Annotated in this window: 16 protein-coding genes and 3 tRNA genes; 8 read left to right on the top strand and 11 right to left on the bottom strand. The window is 58.9% G+C overall.

The features are described from left to right. Nucleotides 1–21: 21 nt before the first annotated feature. The 10 genes from ACM6IV_RS09500 to ACM6IV_RS09455 form a co-directional block, all read right to left on the bottom strand. A complete protein-coding gene (locus ACM6IV_RS09500; RefSeq protein WP_414869733.1) occupies nucleotides 22–1,977 on the bottom strand; it encodes an acetoacetate--CoA ligase in 1,956 nt (651 codons plus the stop codon). A gap of 157 nt (nucleotides 1,978–2,134) precedes the next feature. Further along, nucleotides 2,135–2,908: a 3-hydroxybutyrate dehydrogenase gene (hbdH, locus tag ACM6IV_RS09495; RefSeq protein ID WP_414869732.1), complete on the bottom strand. Its 774-nt coding sequence runs from the start codon at nucleotides 2,906–2,908 to the stop codon at nucleotides 2,135–2,137. A gap of 7 nt (nucleotides 2,909–2,915) precedes the next feature. Continuing rightward, nucleotides 2,916–4,307 carry a GntP family permease gene (locus tag ACM6IV_RS09490; protein ID WP_414869731.1) on the bottom strand — a complete coding sequence of 464 codons (1,392 nt, stop codon included), beginning with the start codon at nucleotides 4,305–4,307 and terminating at the stop codon, nucleotides 2,916–2,918. Nucleotides 4,308–4,613: 306 nt separating this feature from the next. Further along, on the bottom strand, nucleotides 4,614–6,020 hold the full coding sequence (locus ACM6IV_RS09485; RefSeq protein ID WP_414869730.1) for a sigma-54 interaction domain-containing protein: 1,407 nt from the start codon (nucleotides 6,018–6,020) through the stop codon (nucleotides 4,614–4,616). Between the two features lie 169 nt (nucleotides 6,021–6,189). After that, nucleotides 6,190–7,764: an ABC transporter ATP-binding protein gene (locus tag ACM6IV_RS09480; protein ID WP_414869729.1), complete on the bottom strand. Its 1,575-nt coding sequence runs from the start codon at nucleotides 7,762–7,764 to the stop codon at nucleotides 6,190–6,192. 9 nt (nucleotides 7,765–7,773) lie between these two features. Next, nucleotides 7,774–8,796, bottom strand: a complete 1,023-nt coding sequence (locus ACM6IV_RS09475; protein ID WP_414869728.1) for an ABC transporter permease — start codon at nucleotides 8,794–8,796, stop codon at nucleotides 7,774–7,776. Then, complete coding sequence (locus ACM6IV_RS09470; protein WP_414869727.1) at nucleotides 8,796–9,857, bottom strand: microcin C ABC transporter permease YejB; 1,062 nt, start codon at nucleotides 9,855–9,857, stop codon at nucleotides 8,796–8,798. Before ACM6IV_RS09470 ends, ACM6IV_RS09475 begins: the two co-directional genes overlap by 1 nt. Further along, the gene (locus ACM6IV_RS09465; RefSeq protein WP_414869726.1) at nucleotides 9,857–11,725 is read right to left on the bottom strand and encodes an extracellular solute-binding protein; all 1,869 of its coding nucleotides are present in this window, start codon (nucleotides 11,723–11,725) and stop codon (nucleotides 9,857–9,859) included. The genes ACM6IV_RS09470 and ACM6IV_RS09465 overlap by 1 nt, the downstream gene beginning before the upstream one ends. 133 nt (nucleotides 11,726–11,858) lie before the next feature. Continuing rightward, complete coding sequence (locus ACM6IV_RS09460; protein WP_041478733.1) at nucleotides 11,859–12,140, bottom strand: peptidylprolyl isomerase; 282 nt, start codon at nucleotides 12,138–12,140, stop codon at nucleotides 11,859–11,861. 97 nt (nucleotides 12,141–12,237) lie between these two features. Beyond that, a complete protein-coding gene (locus tag ACM6IV_RS09455; RefSeq protein ID WP_414870246.1) occupies nucleotides 12,238–13,098 on the bottom strand; it encodes a lipase family alpha/beta hydrolase in 861 nt (286 codons plus the stop codon). A gap of 335 nt (nucleotides 13,099–13,433) precedes the next feature. On the opposite strand from ACM6IV_RS09455, the gene ACM6IV_RS09450 reads away from it, so the two are divergent. Then, complete coding sequence (locus tag ACM6IV_RS09450; RefSeq protein ID WP_414869725.1) at nucleotides 13,434–14,513, top strand: hypothetical protein; 1,080 nt, start codon at nucleotides 13,434–13,436, stop codon at nucleotides 14,511–14,513. A gap of 54 nt (nucleotides 14,514–14,567) precedes the next feature. Here ACM6IV_RS09450 and ACM6IV_RS09445 read toward each other — a convergent pair whose 3' ends face one another. Next, entirely contained in the window at nucleotides 14,568–15,644 is a 1,077-nt protein-coding gene (locus ACM6IV_RS09445; RefSeq protein WP_414869724.1) for a 3-deoxy-7-phosphoheptulonate synthase, read from the bottom strand. 663 nt (nucleotides 15,645–16,307) lie between these two features. On the opposite strand from ACM6IV_RS09445, the gene ACM6IV_RS09440 reads away from it, so the two are divergent. The 7 genes from ACM6IV_RS09440 to ACM6IV_RS09410 all read left to right on the top strand — a co-directional run bounded on the left by ACM6IV_RS09440 (nucleotide 16,308) and on the right by ACM6IV_RS09410 (nucleotide 20,474). After that, nucleotides 16,308–16,751, top strand: coding sequence for a GNAT family N-acetyltransferase (locus tag ACM6IV_RS09440; protein ID WP_414870245.1), 444 nt, complete (start codon nucleotides 16,308–16,310; stop codon nucleotides 16,749–16,751). A gap of 127 nt (nucleotides 16,752–16,878) precedes the next feature. Next, on the top strand, nucleotides 16,879–17,520 hold the full coding sequence (uvrY, locus tag ACM6IV_RS09435) for a UvrY/SirA/GacA family response regulator transcription factor (protein ID WP_016984198.1): 642 nt from the start codon (nucleotides 16,879–16,881) through the stop codon (nucleotides 17,518–17,520). Between the two features lie 2 nt (nucleotides 17,521–17,522). Then, nucleotides 17,523–19,346: an excinuclease ABC subunit UvrC gene (gene uvrC, locus ACM6IV_RS09430; protein ID WP_414869723.1), complete on the top strand. Its 1,824-nt coding sequence runs from the start codon at nucleotides 17,523–17,525 to the stop codon at nucleotides 19,344–19,346. A gap of 32 nt (nucleotides 19,347–19,378) precedes the next feature. Beyond that, the gene (gene pgsA, locus ACM6IV_RS09425) at nucleotides 19,379–19,939 is read left to right on the top strand and encodes a CDP-diacylglycerol--glycerol-3-phosphate 3-phosphatidyltransferase (RefSeq protein WP_007950102.1); all 561 of its coding nucleotides are present in this window, start codon (nucleotides 19,379–19,381) and stop codon (nucleotides 19,937–19,939) included. 60 nt (nucleotides 19,940–19,999) lie between these two features. Next, nucleotides 20,000–20,075: transfer RNA gene (locus tag ACM6IV_RS09420), tRNA-Gly, on the top strand. Nucleotides 20,076–20,119: 44 nt separating this feature from the next. Beyond that, nucleotides 20,120–20,193 (top strand) — tRNA-Cys (locus ACM6IV_RS09415). Nucleotides 20,194–20,387: 194 nt separating this feature from the next. Next, a tRNA-Leu gene (locus ACM6IV_RS09410) sits at nucleotides 20,388–20,474 on the top strand. Nucleotides 20,475–20,531 lie beyond the last annotated feature (57 nt).

Raw genomic sequence — 20,531 nt, 5'->3', positions numbered from 1 at the left:
ACGCCGGCTGATCTCGCCGGGTCAGTTTTCCAGCTCTGGCCGATCCCGAAACTGCTCCAGCGCTTCGGGGTTGGCCAGGGCATCGGTGTTCTTTACAGGCTGCCCGTGCACGACGTTTCTCACGGCAAGCTCGACGACCTTGCCGCTGATGGTGCGCGGAATGTCCGTGACCCCGACGATCTTCGTCGGTACATGGCGCGGTGTGGTGTTGGCGCGGATTACCTGGCGAATCTGTTGCTGCAGGGCTTCATCCAGCTCAATGCCGTCCTTCAACCGCACGAACAGCACCACCCGCACGTCGTCCTGCCATTGCTGGCCGATGGCGACACTGTCGAGTACTTGCGGAACCTTCTCCACCTGCCGGTAAATCTCCGCCGTGCCGATACGCACGCCACCGGGGTTGAGCACAGCGTCAGAGCGGCCATGGATCAGCATGGCGCCGTTCGGCAGTTGTTCGGCGTAGTCGCCCTGGGCCCAGACGCCGGGGAACAGGCTGAAATAGGATTGCCGCAATTTGGCCCCGTCCGGATCGTTCCACAGGCCCACCGGTATCGCCGGAAAGTGTCGCGTACACACCAATTCACCTTTCTCGCCGATGACTGGCTGACCGGCCTCGTTCCACACTTCCACCGCCATGCCCAGACTCTTGCCCATGATTTCGCCACGGCGTACGGGCGATAACGGATTGCCGTTGACGAAACACGAGACGATATCCGTGCCGCCGGACATCGATGCCAGGCACACGTCGGGTTTGAAGTCGCGATAAACGAAGTCGTAGCTTTGCGGCGACAGGGCGGAGCCGGTGCAAAGCAGGGTCTTCAGGCTGCCCAGGTCATGGCTGTTGCGGGGTTTGACGCCGCTGCTTTGCAGTGTCGCAAGGAACTTTGGACTCGTGCCGAATACACTGATGCGCTCGTCGTCGATCAAGTCCAGCAAGCGCTCATTGGCCGGATGAAACGGCGAGCCGTCGTACAGCACCACAGCGCTGCCGACGGCGAGTGCCGAGACCAGCCAGTTCCACATCATCCAGCCACACGTGGTGTAGTAGAACAGTCGGTCGCCGGGACCAAGATCGCAATGCAATCCATGCTCTTTGACGTGCTGCAATAACACGCCGCCGGTGCTGTGCACGATGCATTTCGGTACACCGGTGGTACCGCTGGAGTACAGCACGTAGAGCGGATGGTTGAAGGGCACCGAAACAAAGTCCGGTTCGCCGCCGGGCTGGTAAAAGCCGTCCCACACAGTGACCTCGGCGTGGGTCCGGTAATCCTGGATACGCGCGTGCGGTCGTGCGTACGGCACGATGATCAACTGTTTCAGCGTTGGTAGCTGTTCGAGTATTCCGTTGATCTTGTCGGTCTGATCGATCGTTTTGCCGGCGTAGCGATAACCGGCGCAAGTGATCAGCACCTTCGGTTCGATCTGGCCGAACCGGTCGATCACCCCGTGGGTGCCGAAATCCGGCGAGGAACACGACCAGATCGCACCGAGGCTGGTGGTGGCGAGCATCGCCACCAATGTTTGCCACGTATTGGGCATGCACGCGGCCACGCGATCGCCGCGGCCAACACCGGCGGCCTGCAAACTGGCCTGAAATCCGGCGACGTGTTCGGCGAGTTCAGCCCAGGTCAATTGCTCGCGTTCACCGTTCTCCGCCACGCTGATCACCGCCACAGCGTCATCACGTCGACGCAGCAGATGTTCGGCAAAGTTCAGCGTAGCGCCGGGAAACCACTCGGCGTCGGGCATGTTCGGGCCTTCGCGCAGCACGGCATCGGGCTGCGTGTGGAAGCGGATATCGAAAAAATCGACGACTGCCTGCCAGAACTCCGCCCGCTGCTCGACGCTCCATTGATGCAGGGCAGGGTAGTCGTCGAGTTTCAGTGAATGGCGTTGATTGAGCGCACGGCGGAAGGTGTCCATTCGCGACCGGGCGATACGGTTGGCGTCGGGTTGCCAAAGGATGTCGGACATTGTTTGCCTCTTGTTTTATTCATGCACAAAGTCGAGCGCACACATAACACCTGTGGGAGCGAGCCTGCTCGCGAAAACGTCTGTGCACTCAACGACTTCACTGGCTGACCCACCGCTTTCGCGAGCAGGCTCGCTCCCACAGAGGGGGGATGGCTGTCTATTGCGCCAGCCACCCGCCATCAATATTCCACGCCGCGCCGCGCACCTGGCTACCCGCCTCGCTGCACAAGAACAGCACCAGTTCGCCCAGATGCTGTGGCGTGACGAACTCCAGCGACGGTTGTTTCTCGGCCAACAGATCATGTTGCGCCTGCTGGGGATCGACACCTTTTGCTGCACGATCATCGATCTGCTTCTGCACCAGCGGCGTCAACACCCAGCCCGGGCAGATCGCGTTGCAGGTGACGTTGCTGGTCGCGGTTTCCAGGCCCACCACTTTGGTCAAACCGATCACGCCGTGCTTGGCGGCGACATACGCCGCTTTGCCGGTCGATCCGACCTGGCCATGCACCGAGGCAATATTGATGATCCGCCCCCAGCCCTTTGCGCGCATTCCCGGCAGGCTCAGGCGCGTGCTGTGAAACACCGAGGACAAGTTGATGGCGATGATCGAATCCCAGCGTTCGACGGGGAAGTCTTCCACGGCGGCGACATGCTGGATGCCGGCGTTGTTGACCAGAATGTCGACGCCGCCGAACTCGCGCTCGGCGTAATTGATCATGTCGGCAATCTGCGCCGGGTCACTGACATCGGCCGGATGATGGCCGACCTTGCCGCCGAATTGAGCGACTTCGGCGATGACTTTTGATGCATCACCGAAGCCGTTGAGAATCAGATTCGCCCCAGCCTTGGCCAGGCTCAGTGCGATGCCCAGACCGATGCCGCTGGTGGAACCGGTCACCAAAGCTGTTTTGCCGGTAAGAGTGGTCATGAATACCTCACACAATGCCAGTGGCGTAGAAAGTGCCGATCACCACGAAAACCGCCAGGGTCTTGATCAGCGTAATACAGAAAATGTCTTTATAGGCTTCGCGGTGGGTCAGGCCGGTGACTGCCAACAGGGTGATGACCGCGCCGTTGTGCGGCAAGGTATCCATGCCTCCACTGGCCATCGCGGCGACGCGGTGCAGCACCTCCAGCGGAATATTCGCGGCGTGAGCGGCACTGATGAACTGCTCGGACATCGCCGCCAGCGCAATGCTCATGCCGCCCGACGCCGAGCCGGTAATACCGGCGAGTAGCGTTACGGTGATGGCTTCATTGACTAGCGGATTGGGGATTTGCTTGAGCCAGTCCGCTAACACCAGAAAGCCCGGCAGCGAAGCGATCACCGCGCCGAAACCGTACTCGGACGCGGTGTTCATCGCCGCCAGCAACGCACCGCTCACCGCGCTTTTGCTGCCTTCAGCGAGCTTGCTGCGAATCGCCTGAAAGCCGAACGCGAGGACCATCAGAATGCCGACCAGCAACGCCGCCTGCACCGCCCAGATCGCAGTGAGTTTGGCGATCTCGGTGGTGACCGGCGCCGCCATGCCCGGTAGCGCGAGGCTGTGGGTTTTGCCGTACCACTGCGGAATCCATTGGGTGAACAGCAGGTTCATGATGCCAACCGCCAGCAATGGCGACAGGGCAATCCATGGGTTCGGCAGCTTCAGGTCTTCAGCCGTTTCTGGCTCGTTGCGCAATTCGGTGCCGTAGCCTTCGCCAGCGCGCTGCGCCTTGTTGCGTTGCCGCTGCAGAAACAGCATGCCGGCGCAGAACACGAAAATCGTGCCGATCACGCCCAGCCACGGCGCCGCCCACGCGGTGGTGTTGAAGAAGGTGCTGGGAATGATGTTCTGGATCTGTGGCGTGCCGGGCAAGGCATCCATGGTGAAAGAAAACGCACCGAGGGCAATGGTCGCCGGGATCAGCCGCTTGGGAATATCGCTCTGGCGGAACATCTCGGCGGCAAACGGATAAACCGCAAAGACAACGACGAACAGCGACACGCCGCCGTAAGTGAGCAGGGCGCAGACCAGCACAATCACCAGCATCGCCTGTTTGGTGCCCAACAAGCGAATGGCCGCAGCGACGATCGAACGCGAGAAACCCGACAGCTCGATCAACTTGCCGAACACGGCGCCAAGCAGGAACACAGGGAAATACAGTTTGATGAAGCCGACCATTTTTTCCATGAACACCCCGGTGAATGCTGGGGCGACGGCGGAAGGATCAGTGAGCAGGACAGCGCCGAGGGCGGCAATCGGGGCGAAGAGGATAACGCTGTAGCCACGGTAGGCGGCCAGCATCAGCAGCGCCAACGCTGCCAAGGCAATGATCACACTCATGGTGTGTCTCTCCAGAATTGTTATTTTTGTGGGTGGAACGGGTGTAGGAGAGGCTTTAGCGAGATCTGTGCCAGGTGTGTAAGTTGTTGAAATATATGAAGTTGATCTGAGTAATTGAGTCGCAAATGAAATGTTTGTCTCTGTTTTGAGATGGTGTTGATCGGTTTGGCGTCATCGCGAGCAGGCTCGCTCCTACTGGGGGATGTGTACACCTGTCAAAATGCAGGAGTGAGCCTGCTCGCGATGAATGCGAAGCACTCCTGCGTGTCTATCTACATATGGAGATCTATGTCTCTGTGTAGAGACTCAAGCAATCCCTAGCGCCACCATCTTTTTGTACAGCGTCGACCGCCCAAGCCCCAGCCGAGCCGCCGCTTCCGGTACGTTTCCCGCACATTGCACAAGGGTCGACTGAATCAGTTGCCGGTCGAAACGCGCCCGCGCCTCGGCGAACGTCTCAGGCGTCGACACTTCAGGCACTGTCGTCAGCGCGCGCTCAACCGGCGTCAACGTGCCTATCGCCGCACGAATATCCTGCTCGGTCAGCATCAAGTCATCGCTGAGCAACGCCGCCCGTTCCAGCACATTGCGCAACTCGCGAATGTTCCCCGGCCAGGCATGCTGGCCAAGCAACGCGAGCGCATCCCGGTGCAGTTCGTGCTGACTGCGCAGCTCTTCCAGAATCGCTTCGCTGAGTGCCGGCAGGTCATCGAGACGTTCACGCAATGGCGGCACCTGAATCGGCAGCACATTCAGGCGATAGTACAAATCGGCGCGGAACTCGCCACGCTTGATCGCGGCTTGCAGATCGGTCGAGGTGGCGGCAATCACGCGCACATCGCTCTGAATCACCTCGTTGGAACCGACCGGTTCGAACTCCTTTTCCTGCAACACACGCAGCAGTTTGCTCTGCAAGGGCAACGGCATATCGCCAATCTCATCGAGAAACAGCGTGCCCCCCTGGGCAATCTGCAACTTGCCGGTGCGACCCTTGCGGTCGGCACCGGTGAACGCGCCCGGCGCGGTGCCGAAGAACTCGGCTTCCAACAGCGCTTCGGGAATCGCCGCGCTGTTGATGCTGACGAACGCTTTGTGCGCCCGTGGCGAGGCACTGTGAATCGCTTGGGCCAGCAGTTCTTTGCCGGTGCCGGTTTCGCCGAGCAGCAACACCGGCGACTCGGCACTCGCACTGCGCCGGGCGCGGCGTTTGACTTCAAGGCTGGCGGCGCTGGTGCCGATGAAATGGGCAAAGTTGTATTTGGTCTGCCGCGCACGCAGCAGAGAGCGAGTCGAGGCCAGTTCTTCCTGCATGCTCAGGTAGCGTTTAAGCATCGGCGACAACGTGCGCAACTCATCGAACAGGGCAAAACCGATCGCACCGATCACCGTGCCGGCGTCGTCATGGATCGGCAGGCGCATCACCACCAACGGCTCTTTCGGCGTGTCCTGCATATCGAGCAGGATAGGCCGCCCGGTGCGCACCACCTCGCGCAACAGGCTGCCGGGGATCACGCTCTCACAGGGCTTGCCGATCGCGCCTGCCGCCGATTCAAGACCGAAACGCCGGGCGTAACGCTCGTTCATCCAGACGATGTTGGCGTCGCGGTCGACAATCACCGTGCCTTCGCTGGATTGCTCGATGATCTCGAACAGCGAACGGATCGCCAGGGTGCGAACCCGTTGGTAGTCCTTGAGGCTTTCGGTGGTGTTCATCTGGCGGCTGATCCGGAATTTGAGTTGTTGATGCGGGCCTCTTCGCTGGCAAGCCAGCTCCCACAGGGTTCTCGGTCGTTCACACCTGTTGTGTACACCGCAGCCCCTTGTGGGAGCTGGCCTGCCAGCGATGGCCGCGACGCGGTTCCACGTCGATCCCCGATTATGCCTACCCCGGATGCGCCGCCGCCAACAGCTCTTTGGTGTACGGATGCTGTGGCGCATCGAACACATCATGGCTGGCGCCACGTTCGACCACTTTGCCGTCCTTGATCACGATCATGTCGTGGGCCAGCGCGCGCACCACCGCCAGATCGTGGCTGATGAACAGATAGGTCAAACCGTGTTTTTCCTGAAGCTGGCGGAGCAGGGCGACCACTTGTTTCTGCACTGTACGATCCAGCGCCGACGTCGGTTCGTCGAGCAGGATCAGCGCCGGTTTCAGCACCAGTGCCCGCGCGATAGCGATGCGTTGGCGCTGGCCACCGGAGAACTCGTGGGGATAGCGATGGCGACTTTGCGGATCGAGGCCAACTTCTTTCAGCACCCGGATCACTTGCTCATCGCACTCATCGGCGCTCGACTCGCAATGCACTTCCAGGCCTTCGCTGATGATCTGCGCGACCGACATGCGTGGGCTGAGGCTGCCGAACGGATCCTGAAACACCACCTGCATCTGTCGGCGCCACGGGCGCATCTGTTTCTGATTGAGACCGTCGAGTGCTTCGCCCTGGAAGCGGATACTGCCTTCGGAGTCGAGCAGGCGCAGGATCGCCTGACCCAGCGTCGACTTGCCCGAACCGGATTCGCCGACGATGCCCAACGTCTTGCCACGCTGGATGCTCAGGCTGATGCCATCCACCGCACGCAGGTATTGCTTGCGCTGGAACAGACCGCCACCGACGACAAATTCAACTTTCAGATCATCGACTTCCAGCACGTTCTCGCGCTCATCCCGGGGCAGGGCTTCGCCTTCGGGTTCGGCGTTGAGCAGCACGCAACTGTAAGGATGCTTCGGCTCGGTGAACAGGGTCTCGCAGGGCGCCTGTTCGACGATTTCCCCGGCCTTCATCACGCACACGCGCTGGGCAATGCTGCGCACCAGATTAAGGTCGTGGCTGATCAATAGCAGCGACATGCCCAGGCGTTGTTGCAGGGATTTGAGCAGCAGCAGGATCTTGCGCTGCACGGTCACGTCGAGCGCCGTGGTCGGTTCGTCGGCGATCAACAGCTCTGGTTCGCAGGCCAAGGCCATGGCGATCATCACCCGCTGGCGTTGTCCGCCGGAGAGTTGATGGGGGTAAGCCTTGAGGCGTTCCTTGGGTTTCTGGATGCCCACCAGTCCGAGCAGTTCGAGGATCCGCGCTTGCGCCGCTTTGCCACCGAGGCCACGGTGCAGCAGCAGGGTTTCGCCGATCTGCTTTTCGATGGTGTGCAGCGGATTGAGCGAGGTCATTGGCTCCTGGAAGATCATGGCGATGCGGTTGCCGCGCAACTCGCGCAAGACCTTGGGGTCGGCACCGATCAGTTCCTGCCCGCGATAGCGAATGCTGCCCATGGTTTGCGCTTCGCTTTCGGGCAGTAATTGCAGGATCGAATGGGCGGTCACCGATTTGCCCGAGCCCGATTCGCCAACCAGCGCCAGGCACTCGCCGGGGCGGATGTCCAGGCACAAGTCGCGCACCACGGTCTGGCCATGGAAGGCGACGTTGAGGTTGCGGATTTCAATCAGGTTGTCAGTCATGGCCACGCTTCAGGATCGAGGGTCGAACGCGTCACGCAACGCTTCGCCGATGAACACCAATAAGGAAAGGATCAGCGCCAGGGTGAAAAACGCCGTCAGGCCGAGCCACGGTGCTTGCAGGTTCTGTTTGCCCTGACCGATCAACTCACCTAGCGAGGCGCTGCCGGCAGGCATGCCGAAACCGAGAAAATCCAGCGCGGTGAGGGTGGAAATTGCGCCGGTCAGAATGAACGGCAGGTAGCTCAGTGTCGCGTTCATGGCGTTGGGCAGAATGTGCCGGAAAATCACCTTGCGGTCACTCAGGCCCAGCGCGCGGGCGGCTTTGACGTACTCCAGGTTGCGTCCGCGCAGAAATTCGGCACGTACCACGTCCACCAGTGCCAACCATGAAAACAGCGCCATGATCCCCAGCAACCACCAGAAATTCGGCTCGACGAAACCGGAGAGAATGATCAGCAGGTACAACACCGGCAGCCCCGACCAGACTTCCAGCAAACGTTGTCCGAGCAGGTCGACCCAGCCGCCGTAGTAGCCCTGCAACGCTCCGGCGGCGATGCCGATCAGAGCGCTGACAAAGGTCAGCATCAAGGCAAACAGAATCGACACCCGCGCACCGAAGATCACCCGCGCCAGTACATCCCGCGCCTGATCGTCAGTGCCCAGCCAGTTGACTGACGTCGGCGGGCTTGGTGCCGGTTTGTTGAGGTCATAGTTCGGCGTGTCGTCACTGAACGGAATCGGCGGGAACAGCAGCCAGCCGCCGTCCTTGCGAATCAGCTTCTGCACATAGTCGCTGCGATAGTCGGCCTGGAACGGCAGTTGCCCGCCGAACTCCTGCTCGGTGTGGCGCTTGAACACCGGGAAGTACCACTGGCCCTGATAGCTGACGACCAGAGGCTTGTCATTGGCAATCAGTTCGCCGCCCAGTGTCAGCACAAACAGGCCGATAAACAGCCAAAGCGACCACCAGCCACGGCGGTTTTTCTTGAAACGTTCGAAACGACGACGGCCCAGAGGCGAGAGCTTGAACATCAGGCGTTCCTCGCAGCGAAGTCGATACGCGGATCGACCAGCGTGTAGCACAGGTCACCGACCAGTTTTATCAGCAGGCCGAAGAGGGTAAAGATGAACAGCGAACCGAACACCACCGGGTAATCCCGTGACACCGCTGCTTCATAGCTCATGCGCCCGAGACCGTCGAGGGAGAAGATCACTTCAATCAGCAAGGAGCCGGCGAAGAACACACTGATGAACGCCTGCGGGATGCCGGATACCACCAGCAGCATCGCGTTGCGGAACACATGGCCGTAGAGCACGCGACGTTCGCTCAGGCCTTTGGCGCGCGCGGTGACCACGTACTGGCGGGTGATTTCATTGAGAAACGAGTTTTTCGTCAGGATCGTCAGCGTAGCGAACCCGCCGATCACCAACGCCGTCACGGGCAATACCAGGTGCCAGAAATAGTCGGCAATCTTGCCGAGGGTCGAGAGTGATTCGAAATTGTCCGACACCAGGCCGCGCACCGGAAACCAGTTCAGCGACGTGCCGCCGGCAAACACCACGATCAGGAACATCGCAAACAGGAACGCCGGCATCGCGTAGCCGATGATGATCGCCGTGCTGCTCCAGATATCGAAATGACTGCCGTGGTGCACGGCCTTGCGGATCCCCAGCGGGATCGACACCAGGTAGGTAATCAGCGTCGCCCATAACCCGAGGGAAATGGTCACCGGCATTTTTTCCAGGATCAGGTCAGTGACCGTCGCGCCGCGGAAGAAGCTCTTGCCAAAATCCAGTTGGGCGTAGTTCTTCAGCATCAGCCACAGGCGTTCGTGGGCCGGTTTGTCGAAGCCGTACTGTTTTTCGATGTCCTTGATCAGTTGCGGATCGAGGCCGCGACTGGCACGCGAGGCGCCGCTCGTTGTTTCGCTGGCGCCGCCACCGACACTGGCGCCGCCGATCCCTTGCAGGTGGGCGATGGCCTGTTCTACCGGGCCGCCGGGCGCGGCCTGGATGATCACGAAATTGACCAGCAGAATGATCACCAGCGTCGGGATGATCAGCAGCAGACGCCGCAGTATGTAACCCCACATCAGTGCGGCCCTCCGGGTCTGCCACGGGCAATTTTTTCCGCGGTCATCTGCTGATTGGTCAGCGGCGTGCTGCTGATTTCCCACCAGCTCTCAATGGCTTCGTCGTTGCTGGCTTGCACCGTCGGTATGCCGAAGCGGTTCCACCAGACGGTTGAAGTGCCGGGCGGATAGTAGTTGGGAATCCAGTAGTAATTCCATTGCAGCACCCGGTCCAGCGCATGCGCGTAATGCAGCATGTCGGACTGGGTGGATGCGCGGATCAGGCCGTTGATCAACGTATCCACCGCCGGGTTTTTCAGCACCATGTAGTTGTTCGCGCCCGGGTCGTTGGCCGAGGCGGAACCGAAGTAATTGAGCAATTCGCCCCCCGGAGAAGTGCTGACCGGGTAGCCGGTAACGATCATGTCGTAGTCGCGGCTCATCAGGCGATTGACGTATTGCGAGGAATCGATACGCCGGATGTTCAGGTCGATACCGATCTGTTTCAGCGTGCGCTTGTACGGCAGCAGCAAGCGATCCATGCCGTTCTGACTGACCAGGAAGGTGAAACTCAGCGGTTCACCCTGGGCATTCACCAACTGATCGCCATCCGGTTTCCAGCCCGCCTGTTCGAGCAGTTCGAGGGCTTGCAACTGCTTGTCGCGGATGACCCCGCTGCCGTCGGTTTTCGGCGCTTCGAAGACTTTATTGAATACTTCGTCGGGAATCTGGCCTCGCAGCGGTTCGAGGATTTTCAGCTCTTGCGCATCGGGCAGTTCGCTTGCCGCCAGTTGCGTGTTGGAAAAATAGCTCTGCTGGCGGATATACATACCGCGCATCATTTGCCGGTTGCTCCACTCGAAGTCCCAGAGCATCGCCAGTGCCTGACGTACGCGGCGATCGGCGAACATCGGTTTCTGCAGGTTGAAGACAAAACCCTGGGCCGACTGTGGGGCCTCGGTGGCCAAATGCGCTTTTTGCAGACGCCCGTCACTCAGTGCGGGGCTGTCATAGCCGATCGAGTAGCCGGTGGCCGAGAACTCGCGGTTGTAGTCATAAGCGCCACCGCGCAGCACTTGGCGGGCGACGTCAGTATCACCGAAGTATTCGATGCTGAAGTGATCGAAATTGTACAGACCGCGACTGACCGGCAAATCCTTGCCCCACCAGTCGGCATTGCGCTCAAACGTGATGCTGCGCCCTGAATCGATTTTGCCGACTCGATACGGACCGCTGCCCAGAGGTGCTTCATAACCGCCGCCACTGGCGAAATCGCGACTCTTCCACCAGTGCTCGGGGAATACCGGCAGGGTCGCGATGTCCAGTGGCAGGGTGCGGTTTTCATTGCTCTTGAAATCGAAGCGTACGGTCAACGGTGCTTCGACCTCGACGGCTTTGACGTCGGCAAACTGGGTGCGATAACGCAGGCTGCCCTGGGTCATCAATAAATCGTAGGTGTAACGCACGTCTTCGGCGGTGATCGCTTTGCCATCGGCGAAGCGTGCCTTGGGATTGATGAAGAACCGCAGCGACAGACCATCGTCCGAGCGCTCCATCTTTTGCGCAACCAGACCGTAGACGGTGTAAGGCTCGTCCAGCGAACGCTGGGCCAGCGGCGAATAGAGCAAGCCATCGATCTGCGTGACGCCGATGCCTTTGTCTATATAGGGCAGGACGTGGTCGAAGTGGCCGATCTCGATGGCCGAGCGGCGCATCGTCCCGCCTTTGGGCGCTTGCAGGTTGGTGTAGTCGAAGTGGCTGAAGCCGGCGGGATACTTGGCGGGCTCGCCATAAACGGTCAACGCGTGTTGCGGTGCAGCGTTCGCGCTGGTGACGCCCGTGAGCAGGGCGAGGGCGGTGAGCATCAATGTGGGGAAAACCAGTCGCATTGTCAGCCTTGGAACCGGGAAATCGATAAGCGCAAGTTGTACGCGAGAGGCGCGTCAGTCGCCAGCCGTATATGTAACTGAAACACAACGGCCCACCAAAGGGCGGGCCGCTGGCAAGCAATCAGGCGATGGATCAGTCCTGACGGCTGGTGACTTCGAGCAAGTGATAACCGAACTGGGTTTTCACTGGACCTTGCACGACGTTGATTGGCGCGCTGAAAACCACGGTATCGAATTCCTTGACCATCTGGCCCGGACCGAACGAACCCAGATCGCCGCCCTGACGGCTCGATGGGCAGGTGGAGTTGGCCTTGGCGACTTCGGCGAAATCAGCGCCGGCTTCGATCTGGGCCTTGAGTTCGTTGCACTTGTCTTCGCTGGAAACCAGGATGTGGCGGGCAGTGGCTTTAGCCATGGGGAAACTCTCCAATCTATTTCAGTAAAGTGTGGAGCCTACCGGATTCAGTGGGCGAATTCTCGGCAAAGTTCCGTTTGGTTATTCGTGGCTTTGATCAGAGATTCGCCGCTCGCAGGCGTTCGGCGTGTTCAACGTACAGTTCTATCGAGTCGGGTATAGCGTTCGCTGTACGGCGCAGGCTACCCAGATGATCCAGCGGATAGTCGGAGCGGATCACCTGCCCCAGGTGAGAGCTGAAGCGTCCGACAAATCCATCGTTCTGTTGTGTTTCAGTCGTGAAGTACTGCGATAGCGCATGGCAAATGATTTGGGTCGATTCGAGTGTCGACGGGGGGGGCACCGGCAGGACGCCGCTCCAGGAGTAATAGCGCACACCATTGACCTGTTCTGCGCCATGTCCGCCCCACGTGTCGGGCAACCCCTGTGGAAACTTGTCGTTGAAATCGCCCACGCCTTCGGTCGTCAGCGCATTGAGCGCTGCCAGCGCGTTCTGCGGCAACGTCATATTGCCACTGAGCAGTGAAATGAAATTGGCGAACAGCGTTGCCACATTTTGTGCGACGGCTTCCGGTAGTCGCCCGGGCACGAGCGCCTTGCGCAGGAAATCAGCCAGTTCCGAACCGTGATTCGGGCCGCTGACCGAAGTCACCGAGGCTACGGCGTGTGGCGCAAGCGCCGCAGCGTATCGGGCTGCCAACGCTCCCTGGCTGTGTCCGATCAGGTTGACTTTTTCGGCACCTGTGCCTCGCAGCACACGGTCGATCTGCGAGAGCAACTGCTCACCCCGTGTTTCGTTTTTGTGGGTAGCAGAAAGGTGTGGAACAAACACTCGGCCGCCGGCCGTTTTCAGCGCGTCCTTTACGTCATGGAACAGCTCGAAACGACCGATACGCTCGAATCCGAACAGACCGTGTACCAACAGGACGGGATAGCGAGTTGAAGCATTCCGTTGCATGTTCTTACCTTTTTCACAGAAGTTCATCGGGGAATCCGGAGGCCACTCTAAAACACTCATCCCGTTGAAGAAGTAAGAAGGGGCTTCTGTTGCCCGTTGAATCTGGACTACGGGCTGTACGAATTTTCAGATACTTCTGAAATCCCAATCGGAAGTTGCGGACGTCTTTCGCTTGCTTGATGGGGGTTTTGTGCTGTTTGCCTACTTGGCTCGATGCCTTTGCCGGTTGTCCGCGGGGGATGGGACTGACATCGAAAATGTCAGGGATGGCGTTCAATGTGGGCTGTCGATGCCGTCCGCGTAGGCGGCGTTTTTTCCAAGGAATGGAGCCAGTCATGAGCACGCACGAATTCGAGTTTCGCTACCGGATGCGCCACCCCGTCAGCCCCTGTCTGTCGAACGAAATGCTGCCCGCGGCCACTCTCGACTCCCAAGAGGGGACGGTGCTGGATCCCTCGCTGGGCAAGGTCGTTGCCCGTATCGCCCCTTATGCAAACATGGCCTGTGGCGATCAGTTACTGCTGAGCTGGGAGGGTCTGGATATAGAGGGCTTTGCTTATCACCATGAAATGGTTCGCTACGTCAGCGAAGGCCAGGTCGGCAAGGATGTCGTTTTCGTGATCAAAGGCATGCACATTGCGGCGCTGGATGGTGGATCACTGGAGGTCTACTGGAAGCTGATAAGCGCCGGCATGGCAGAACCTGCGTTATCTGCGCGTCTGCAATTGTCTGTGGGGGATGAACCGTCACAGTTGCTTGCGCCGATTGTCGAGGGGGCGATCGGAGGGAGACTGGATCCGGCGCGAGTAACGGAAGGCACCCTTGTCATGCTTCAACCTTATGCCCGGATGGCGGCGGGGGATCGGGTTACATTGCTATGGGGCCCCGATGCATTGCCTGCGACGTTCAGCGACAGTTTGAAGGTCGAAGCTTTTGCTGTCGCGGACGTGTTGTCATTCTGGATTGACGGGGCGCACATCGCTGCCCATCTCGGTGATGAGGTGGTGGTGCGCTACCGGGTTGAACAGGCGGGTGGAGTTGTTCGCGAGTCAGCGGCGGGCAGAATTCTGGTCACCCCGATTCTGCGCGGTGAGCTGGACGCTCCCGATGTGCTTGAAGCTGAAGATGGCGTGCTGGAGGAAGCGGACTTGATCGATGGCGTCACCATCGTGATCGGGAATGCTCAAACGCAGGAAGGCGAGTTGGTGTATCTCAAGTGCGACGGGGATTTTTTCAATCATCGGGATGACCGCGAAATCACCCGGGAGACTGCGGGGAAGCCACTGATCTTCATAGTGCCGCATCGATTCTGGCGCGAGCACCATGGCACGACCGTGCAGGTGGCCTACACGGTTGAACGTCTGGACGATGTCAGTCAGGAATCGGCTGCTACTGAGGTACGGGTGGAAGCATGACGCGACATGGCCAGCCCTCAGGGTTGCGTTTAACCCGCAGGGCTGGCCTGGCGATCAGAGTCTGTCCTGCGCAGCGAGGCGCCGAGAGGCATCAAGCAGCAAACGTTCCGTTGCGCTGAAACCGAGACATCCGTCGGTAATCGACACGCCATAACGCAGGGATTCGCTCAGCGGCTGGCAGCCTTCGAACAAGTGAGACTCAATCATCATGCCGATCACAGAACGGTCACCGTGCAGGCGTTGCTCAAGCACTTCGTTGAAGACACCGGGCTGCCGCAAAGGATCCTTGCCGCTATTGGCGTGGCTGCAATCGACCATGATCCGGCTTGGAATCTTCAGGCGAGTCAGGTCGGCGTGGATTTTCGCAACGCTTTCGCGATCATGATTCGGCCCTTTATGGCCGCCACGGAGAACCAGATGGGTGTCGGGATTGCCTGGGGTTTGAATGATGGCTGGATGACCTTGGCTGTCGACGCCGAAATGCCGGTGCGGATGGGCTGCCGAGCGCATGGCGTCCACGGCGACGGCTGCACCGCCGTCGGTGCCATTCTTGAAGCCGACAGGCATGCTCAATCCACTGGCCATCTCCCGGTGAATCTGCGACTCGGTTGTGCGCGCGCCAATCGCGACCCAGCTCAACAGGTCGTCGAAGTACCCGGCAGCCATGGGCTGTAGCAATTCTGTGGCCACTGGCAAGCCGAGTCGGATCATTTCCAGCATCAGCTCGCGCGACAGCTTGAGGCCTCCCGCCATATCGTCACTGCCGTCCAGATGCGGATCGTAGGCCAGACCTTTCCAGCCAACCGTGGTGCGCGGCTTTTCGACATAGGCCCGCATCACCAACAGCATTTCGCCGCTGACTTCTTCAGCCAGTCGAGCGAGCTTGCCAGCGTATTCAATTGCAGATTGAGGATCATGGATGGAGCAGGGGCCGACGATGACCAGCAGACGCTGGTCCTGGCCATTGAGAATGGCGCGAACCGCCTGACGGTGGGCGGTGACTTGCTGACTCAAGGCATTGCTCAGGGGCAATTGCTGTTTGAGTTGCAACGAGCTGGGCAGACGCAGGGTCAGTGCTTCGTTGGCAGGGTTCAGGGTGGACAGCGGCAGAGCAGAAACGGACGAGTTCATATTCGGTCTTCCTGGGCGGGCGGCGGGTTCTTCCCGCTCGCTCGGCCCTACTGGGGTGTTCGACAGTTGGCCGTATTGGCTACGTGTGTGTGCTTGCCACCTGTAGGTGACCGATCGGAGGCGGCAGGCTGTCCCGAGCGGAAGCTGGTAAATCGCCAGGCGCTGAAGCTGTCGTGACGGTAATAAGTGGCGTAGTTCATTTAGTGATTCCTCAAAGTGTCTGGTGTGTTGCTGAAAAATTCCGGGCTGAAAAAACAAAACCCCCGGTCGGGAGGCCGACCGGGGGTTGAGAATTCTCTGGTAGGCGACCCGTTGTTATGGGCGCCGTTTGGGTGTCAGGCGCGCCAGTGGCTAAACCAATACCCAAAATAAAAGCTGACCGGAGCGCAAACGTTACTCACCCGCGCAGCCGCTACCAAACGCAAAGCGCTGGCGGAACGAAGCTGTGAGAGGGCGTTGAACATGGTCTGTCTCCGATGAATGGGGCGAGCTTACTAGAGGCCGATACGGCTCAGCAATCAGAAATTGCTATCGCGTCTTCATTGAAACGCCTATTGCCAGAGTTGCGCTGGAGTTGTGACACTCCGCACTTCGCTTGATGACCAGGGATGCCCCGTGTCGATCTGCCTGGCAGGGGCGAGTTGTTTCCGGAGCTCAGACTCAATGACATTCCAGTTACGCCTCGCGCGTTCCGAAGATCTGCCCTTTGCCCGCGCGCTCACCTGTCAGAACATGCTGCGTTATTACATTCACTATGAACTGTTGTGGCAGGACGATGCATTTGACGTAGCGTGGCCCGGGCGTCAGAACTGGCTGATCGTGCAGGGTGATGTGCGGGTGGGCTTTCTCAGTCTCAGTCGGGATTTGCGCGCGCTGTACATTCGCGAGTTGCAGATTGCTGAAGCGTTTCAGGGCCGGGGCGCAGGTTCCTGGGCGATTGATCAGGTTATCGACTTGGCCCGCACAGAAAGACGTCCGGCTTTGCGCCTGACTGTATTTGAAAATAATCCGGCGAGAAACTTGTACGAAAGAAAAGGACTACAGGTTCAGGGCGCAGACGAGTGTTTTCTGCGGATGCAGCTGGATATCAGTACACATGTGCTCTGAAACCCGCAGCCGGTAAGCCTTCAATGATGAATTGAAACTTTTTAAATGACGCTTTCTGCTAGGTCTGTCTGGCACTTTTTGCTAAGGTGTCCCGCATTCCAATATGACCATATCGCGAGGTGTCTGCTTGATTAGGGTGCTAGTGGTCGATGACCATGATCTCGTTCGTACAGGCATTACACGTATGCTGGCCGATATCGATGGCTTGCAGGTGGTCGGCCAGGCCGAATCCGGGGAAGAGTCCCTGATCAAGGCCCGAGAGTTGAAGCCCGATGTGGTGCTGATGGACGTCAAAATGCCTGGCATCGGCGGCCTGGAAGCCACGCGCAAACTGTTGCGCAGTCATCCGGACATCAAGGTGGTCGCGGTTACGGTGTGTGAAGAGGATCCTTTCCCGACACGCTTGCTGCAGGCAGGTGCTGCGGGTTATCTGACCAAGGGCGCGGGATTGCCGGAAATGGTTCAGGCCATTCGCCTGGTTTTTGCCGGCCAACGCTACATCAGTCCGCAAATCGCCCAGCAATTGGCGATCAAGTCGTTTCAGCCTTCCAATGATTCTCCCTTCGATGCCTTGTCCGAGCGGGAAATCCAGATCGCCTTGATGATCGTTGGCTGTCAGAAGGTACAAATCATCTCCGACAAGTTGTGTCTGTCGCCGAAAACCGTGAACACCTATCGCTACCGTATTTTCGAGAAGCTTTCGATCAGCAGCGATGTCGAGTTGACACTGTTGGCGGTTCGCCATGGCATGGTTGATGCCAGCCTCTGACCATGACTGAAACATTCGATTCCAGCGCGTTCCTGTCGACAGTCAGCGGGCGTCCAGGCGTCTATCGCATGTTCGACAGCGATGCGCGCCTGTTGTACGTGGGCAAGGCCAAGAACCTGAAAAAGCGTCTGGCCAGCTACTTTCGCAAAACCGGTCTGGCACCCAAAACCGCCGCGTTGGTGGGTCGCATTGCGCAGGTCGAAACGACCATCACCGCCAACGAAACCGAGGCGTTGCTGCTTGAGCAAACGCTGATCAAAGAGTGGCGGCCGCCGTACAACATTCTGTTGCGCGATGACAAATCCTATCCCTACGTGTTTCTGTCCGACGGCCAATTCCCGCGCCTGAGCATTCATCGCGGGGCCAAAAAGGCCAAGGGCAAGTATTTCGGCCCTTATCCGAGTGCTGGCGCCATACGCGAAAGCCTGAGTCTGCTGCAGAAGGCTTTCTTCGTTCGCCAATGTGAAGACAGCTACTACAAGAACCGTACCCGGCCATGTCTGCAGTATCAGATCAAACGCTGCAAAGCGCCTTGCGTCGGGCTGGTCGAGCCTGAGGTGTATGCCGAAGACGTGCGTCACTCGGTCATGTTCCTTGAAGGACGCAGTCACGCGCTGACCAACGAGCTGTCCACGGCGATGGAGGAGGCGGCGATCAATCTCGAGTTCGAGCGAGCTGCCGAGTTGCGCGATCAGATCGCACTGCTGCGCCGGGTCCAGGATCAACAAAGCATGGAAGGCGGCACAGGCGATATCGATGTTATCGCCGCATTCGTCAACCCGGGTGGCGCTTGTGTCCACTTGATCAGCGTCCGTGGCGGGCGTGTGCTGGGCAGCAAGAATTTCTTCCCGCAAGTCGGTATCGAAGAGGATGTGTCGGAAGTCATGGCCGCGTTTCTTGGCCAATACTTCATCAGCAGCCCCGAGCGCGACTTGCCGAGTGAACTGATCGTCAATGTCGTGCACGAGGATTTTCCGACACTGATCGAAGCGATCCATGAGTTGCGTGGTCGCGAGTTGGCCATCAGTCATCGCGTGCGTGGTACGCGCGCGCGCTGGCAACAATTGGCGGTAACCAACGCAGAACAGGCGTTGGGTGCGCGTCTGGCCAACCGTCAACACACGGCGGCGCGGTTCGAGGCCTTGGCCGAAGTATTGAATCTGGACGAGCCGCCCCAGCGTCTGGAGTGCTACGACATCAGTCATTCCAGTGGTGAGGCGACGGTCGCGTCCTGTGTGGTGTTTGGCCCGGAAGGCGCGATCAAATCGGACTACCGACGCTATAACATCGAAGGGGTCACGGCGGGTGACGACTATGCCGCCATGCATCAGGCCCTGACGCGACGCTTCAGCAAACTCAAGGAAGGCGAGGGCAAGCTGCCGGACATTCTGCTGGTGGACGGCGGCAAGGGCCAACTGTCGATGGCGCGAGACGTTCTCAACGAACTGGCAGTGCCGGATCTGATCCTGCTCGGTGTCGCCAAAGGCGCCACGCGCAAGGCCGGCTTCGAAACGTTGTATCTGAATGATGCAGCGCATGAGTTCACCTTGCGTGGCGATTCACCGGCGCTGCACTTGATTCAACAGATCCGCGATGAGGCTCACCGCTTCGCGATTACAGGGCACCGCGCACGCAGAGGCAAAACCCGCCGTACGTCAACGCTGGAAGGGGTTGCGGGCGTCGGACCGACCCGGCGTCGCGACTTGTTGAAACATTTTGGTGGATTGCAGGAGCTGTCTCGTGCAAGCATCGAAGAGATCGCCAAAGCCCCGGGGATCAGTAAAAAGCTCGCAGAGTCGATTTATGCGAACCTGCATAGCGAGTAGAATGCCCCTTCACCTCGTAGCCAGTTGTGCCGATGAATATCCCTAATCTGATTACCGTTCTACGCGTCCTCCTCATACCGATCTTCATTTTGCTGTTCTATCTGCCTTATCAGTGGAGTTACATGGCCTCTGCCTCGGTGTTCGCCTTTGCGGCAGCGACAGATTGGCTGGACGGTTACCTGGCGCGCCGTCTGGAGCAAAGCACGCCGTTCGGTGCGTTTCTCGATCCGGTAGCCGACAAGCTCATGGTTGCGGTGGCACTGGTGCTTCTGGTCCAGGAACACGGCAATCTCTGGCTCACATTGCCTGCGGCTGTCATCATCGGTCGGGAAATTGTAGTGTCGGCACTGCGTGAGTGGATGGCCGAACTCGGTGCCCGTGCCCATGTAGCCGTTTCGAATCTCGGCAAATGGAAAACCGCAGCGCAGATGCTCGCGCTGGTGATTCTGTTAGCCAACCCGAAGGACTTCAGCTTCTGGGTGATTCTGGGTTACGCCTTGCTGATGGTCTCTGCCGGCCTGACGTTGTGGTCGATGGTTCAATACCTTCGGGCTGCCTGGCCGCACCTGAAGACCGATGTTGAAAAGAAATAAAACTTTTTTGAATCAAAGGGTTGACGGAGCTTCTTAATTCTATAGAATGCGCATCACCAAGCGGGAATAGCTCAGTTGGTAGAGCACGACCTTGCCAAGGTCGGGGTCGCGAGTTCGAGTCTCGTTTCCCGCTCCAGTTTTATGTGTTTGTTGTTGTGCTACTGACAGCAGATGCTTTGAGGCCGAGTAGCAAAATGGTTATGCAGCGGATTGCAAATCCGCCTACGCCGGTTCGATTCCGACCTCGGCCTCCACTATGAATAAGCTCCGTAGATCCATGATTTACGGAGCTTTTTTATTGGTAATTACCGCAAGATTTAGTCTTGAAAATGGTCATTGCAAACTTGCTTCACCGGGAAGTGATGTATATATTTCCCGCACTGCTGTTCAAGGTTGGATCCTGTCAGGATCGCAACTGTGCAGCAGACGACAGCAGCACCGCGCTACCGCCCGAATGGCGAAACTGGTAGACGCATGGGACTTAAAATCCCCCGCTCGTAAGGGCGTGCCGGTTCGATTCCGGCTTCGGGCACCATCTTTTATCAAGGGTTTGCCGGCGAAAGCTGATGCAGGCCCTTGTTCGTTTCTGGTC

The sequence above is a fragment of the Pseudomonas sp. IT-347P genome (assembly GCF_949768005.1).
Lineage (GTDB): Bacteria > Pseudomonadota > Gammaproteobacteria > Pseudomonadales > Pseudomonadaceae > Aquipseudomonas.
Note: the sequence above shows the minus strand (reverse complement) of the source record. Positions and strands in the feature narration are given on the sequence as shown.